Source organism: Aerococcus sp. L_32 (genome assembly GCF_050689315.1).
In genome coordinates this window covers 1-3,626 of the sequence record NZ_JBOEQF010000216.1, presented here as the reverse complement: position 1 = coordinate 3,626, position 3,626 = coordinate 1, and the positions used below count along the sequence as shown (strand labels likewise).

Sequence of the window (3,626 nt, the reverse complement as noted above, 5' to 3'; positions counted from 1 at the left end):
GCACTCCTAAAAGATGAGAACGTATGGTCTAAACGAAAACTACCCATGTTAAAACGAAAACTCGTTGTTTTCCGGGCTTTAATCGTGTCACTAGAACAAGCACTGGCCTTATTATCCGTCTTACATACCCATACCAATGTCATGTTCCAATTACCAGAAGAACTACGGATCCAAATCCGCGAACGGATTGAAACCCTATGTTCAGCCCATGAACAAATCTTCTTGAAATTTGACGGTCGAATCTCACCTTTAGAAGTGAACTTCTTCCAGCCAACTCAAGTTTACCGGCAAGACTTAATGGACTCTATTTTCGAATACGCAGCCATTAAACAAACCGCCACCCAAGAAGAATTCGAACGATCAAACGCCTTAATGTTGATCACCGGCCAATTGGTATCTTACGAAGAGTCATTAATTAAACTAAACACCCTGATTCGTTCATATAGAATACACCATGACGAAGACGAATACCAAGCAGACTCACTAGAAGGCATCGAATAACTCGCATGTCGGCAAAACATAATATGCGCCATTTCAAAAGGAGAGGTCGAGACAACAGTCTCAACCCCTCCTTTTTTTGAATGTGCAGTTAATTTCATGGTCATAATATCTTTTTGAGCAATAGATATTCGGTAGAACAACTTAATGATGCTTGTGCGATTAAATTGAACATATCCAAAATAGCGGTGAAAGCTCCAGGATGAGAGAGCAGACGTCCAAAAAGAAATCGTTGGAAGATTAGGAAAGTGGCTGACAAAGTCAGCTCAACCTAATCTGAAACGTAGTTCTTTCTGGAGGCTCGAACCCAACTAGGGATGTGCTGACGCATATTAGTCAGTGGGAGCTCACTCGCTACAGACTGAATCGTCAGACTAGAAATCAGACCTTGGCTTATTTAGTCCCCACTGCTAGTCGAGTTTCCCAGGACAGACAGGAGACATTGGAAAAAGCGGAAGTCGAAGGCTTCTGAATTATTATATATCATAAAAACTTCACTAATCACCAAACCATATCAAAGCATAAATCTACGATTTACCTGTATATGAATAAATACTGGGTATTACTACTCCACTCTTTCTAAAATCAATGTAGAAAGAATTGGTACATTAACATCCTCATTACCTTTGATTAAATCCACAAAGTCATCGCCAACCATTTTGTTATCACGGGCAATTGGTCGCCAGCCACCTTCTGGTATCCATACTTTTACATCATTTAATTGGCCGTTAAAAATCACTACTAATTCATGTCCTGGACCATGGTAATGCACAGCAATGATTTGGTAGTCTGACTTAATCACGGTTACATTTTCAAAAAATGTTTGTTGGTTTTTCTCTGTAAAGAATAGATATTTCTTCCGTAATGCCAATAAACCTTTAAAGTAGTTGACTGCATCATAGTTTGCAGCCATTAAATCCCAGTCCATGCAGTTGATTTCGTCACCTGCGTTATAGGAATCTCTTACCCCATGCTTGGTTCGGAAGAATTCTTGACCAGAATGGAAGAACGGAATACCAGCTGACAATGCAATAATCGAATTCCCTAATAATTGCCGTCTTTTACGCAGTCTGACTGGTTCTTCGCCGTGAGACAAGGCAATTTTATCCCGTAAAGTATAATTATCATGCACTTCAATATATTGGATTAATTGTTGGGCTTGGGTCACGTTGGCATCACGTTTTGACAAGTTACCCCCACCTAAGAATGATGCAAGGACGGCTTGCTCTGTCATAAATTTACCCGTGATAAAACCTGGATCCGTTGCATCGCCGTAGTCCGATCCACGTACTTGGTCGCGGAGTTGGTCATTAAAGTAAGAAATGCGAGGGGTTTTATAAGCATTACGTAGGATAGCCTTTTTGTCAGAAGATAAAAGGGTTTCTAAGTCCCAACCTTCGCCGTACATTAAAATAGATGAATCAATCTTATCCAAAGCTTCGCGGATTAAATTTAAAGTTTCAATGTCGTGAAGACCCATTAAATCGAAGCGGAACCCATCAATATGGAATTCTTCAGCCCAGTATGTAATGGATTCAATCATGTAACGGCGGAACATCAAACGAGTTGAATCCGTCTCATTTCCTACACCTGACCCATTCGATAAATCGCCATTTTTGTTGTAGCGGAAATAGTAGTAAGGAACAGTTAAACCAAGCGGATGACGTTCATGTTCATAAACATGGTTGTAGACAACGTCCATCACGACGCGAAGTCCTTTGGCATGCAAGGCTTGGACCATTTCCCGCATTTCTTTCAATCTGGCTACTGGATCTCTTGGCGACATTGAGTAGGAACCCTCTGGCACATTGTAATGCATGGGGTCATAGCCCCAATTGTAATTATCTGGTCGATCAGACAATTCATCGACCGTTACAAAATCAGCCATTGGCATTAACTGCAGGTGAGTAATCCCTAAGTCGGCAATATAATCTAAACCGGTGGCAAATTCATTGGCTGTTTTAGTGCCACTTAGCGCAAGGCCAGCAAATTTACCGCGTTTTTCCTTGGGCACACCCGAATTGATATTGGAGGTCAGGTCCCGGACACTTGCTTCATAGATGATGGCATCACGTGCGTTAGCAAACGGTGGGCGTTTGTCATCTTCCCAGTCATCTGGGTAACCTTCATCTAAATCGACAATGACAGATCGTGCGCCATTAACGGTAACGGCTTGTGCGTATGGGTCTTGGGTGATTTCAACGGTGGAATTGGGGAAGAAAATCCGGTACATGTAAGGGACATTTTTGTAATCTCCTTCTAGGCGAACGGCGTAGGTACCAGTTTCTAGTTCTTCTTCCATCTGGATAGCTTCATATTCGTCAGATGTATCAGATTCATATAAGAGTAATTCAACATCAATCGCTGTTGGGGTCCAAACACGTAAGATTGTACTAGTTTTTGAGTAAGAGTAGCCGAGAAATCCATCATAATAATAAGCCTTATCGAAAGCATCCGACTCCATGGTTTCGCGCATGCGCAGACTAATTAATTCAGGATCTGCCGTTTCAATTAAATCAAAAATCTCTTGGATAGTTGCAATATCTTTTGCCATAAATGCCTCTTTTCTTCAGCTCGAAAAATGACTGATTTACATTAAGTTTATCATCTTTATTTTATCGACATTCCCCCTAAAAGACTACAAAAAACACCCTAAAAGGTAAATTTCCGTCCATTCAGTACAATATCACCATTTTTTGGTTATATCAGTGAATGTGGGTGTCCTCTTAAGGTGTTTTAACTTGTTGTATTGATTTAAATCATGCTGAATTGATTATTCTGAAACAGGTGTTTCATCTGTAGTAGAATCTTCTTCAACTACACTTTCTTGAGATGTATCAGTTGAATCACTTGATCCAATTGATTCACTTGATTGACTTGATGATATACTCGACGCAGACCAACCGTAATCAGGTTCTGGTTCAGAGTAGTAGTAATCTTCTTCAGCCGCCGCTTCTTCTGCTGCAATTGATTCTGAAATATATGCTGCTTCAGCTGCTGCCGATTCTTCCGCTGCGATTGATTCTGATTCGGCAATAGAAGCATTTTCAGCATCGATTGATGCTTGTTCTTCTGCTGCAATTGATTCAGCTTCTGCATCTAATGATGCTTGTTCTTCCGCTGCGATT

Annotated in this window: 1 protein-coding gene and 2 pseudogenes; 1 reads left to right on the top strand and 2 read right to left on the bottom strand. The window is 40.8% G+C overall.

Annotation, left to right across the window (positions count from 1 at the left end; translation table 11 throughout):
- A pseudogene (locus ACRCJ0_RS10680) lies at nucleotides 1-501 on the top strand (FUSC family protein); the annotation flags it as partial.
- A 562-nt stretch (nucleotides 502-1,063) separates the two neighbouring features.
- On the opposite strand, the gene pulA reads toward ACRCJ0_RS10680, so the two are convergent.
- Nucleotides 1,064-3,052, bottom strand: coding sequence for a type I pullulanase (pulA, locus tag ACRCJ0_RS10675; protein WP_431390424.1), 1,989 nt, complete (start codon nucleotides 3,050-3,052; stop codon nucleotides 1,064-1,066).
- Between the two features lie 219 nt (nucleotides 3,053-3,271).
- Nucleotides 3,272-3,626, bottom strand: a pseudogene (locus tag ACRCJ0_RS10670) (adhesin); the annotation flags it as partial.

What these genes read in the sequence shown, in the direction of transcription:
- pulA (WP_431390424.1), bottom strand. Translation starts at nt 3,052, where the DNA reads ATGGCAAAAGATATTGCAACTATCCAAGAGATTTTTGATTTAATTGAA.